The organism is Mesorhizobium sp. M0500, from assembly GCF_040321165.1.
Classification (GTDB): Bacteria; Pseudomonadota; Alphaproteobacteria; order Rhizobiales; family Rhizobiaceae; genus Mesorhizobium.
Window position 1 is genome coordinate 1 of sequence record NZ_JAMYRB010000090.1, and the last position, 697, is coordinate 697.

Here is a 697-nt window from a genome sequence, read left to right on the forward strand (position 1 = left end):
CCGCCTGAATCAACCCTACGCCGCCGCCCAGACGGTTGGTGACTTGCTCTGCGATCTCGGTCTGGACGGCGAAAACGTCCTCAGCGGGCCGGTCCCAACGATCCGACCAAAGATGGTTGCCGGTTTGTGCATCGATCAACTGCGCGGTGACCCGCACCCGCCCATTTTGCCGCTGGATAGAGCCTTCTAGTACGAAGCCGACATGGAGCGCACTTGCTACCTGGCGGGCATCCACCGGCTTGCCTTTGTAAACTTCCGTCGAATTCCGGGCCACGACCTCAAGTTCGGGAAACCGCGCGAGGTCGGTTATGATATCCTCAGTCAAGCCATCGGCCAAACGCCCGGTGGCCTCGTCGCCGCCATAGTTATTGAAGGGCAGCACCGCGACCGATGGCTTGGCCCCCAGCGGCGCGGGCTGAAAGAACCACCAGGTCCCTCCACCCGCCAGAGCCAGCACGACGATGGCCGCTGCAGTCGTCCTGGTCCAGCGCGGCATCGCCTTGCGTAAGGTCCAACGCACCCGCTTGCCATCGAGCCTCAGTCGGTACATCCGCACGGGGCGGCTGATGTTCTTGACCTGCTGCTCGCCGGCGAAATCGAGGGGCAAATCACGCTTGCCCTGCAGATGGTCAAAGGCCGTGCCCGATACGATCACGCCGCCCGGCTCAGCGAGTTGCTGCAACCGCGCGGCGACATT

Annotated in this window: 1 pseudogene; it reads right to left on the reverse strand. The window is 63.4% G+C overall.

Going from position 1 to position 697, the window contains the following annotated elements:
- Positions 1-697 (reverse strand): annotated as a pseudogene (locus tag NKI70_RS33880) (adenylate/guanylate cyclase domain-containing protein); the annotation flags it as partial.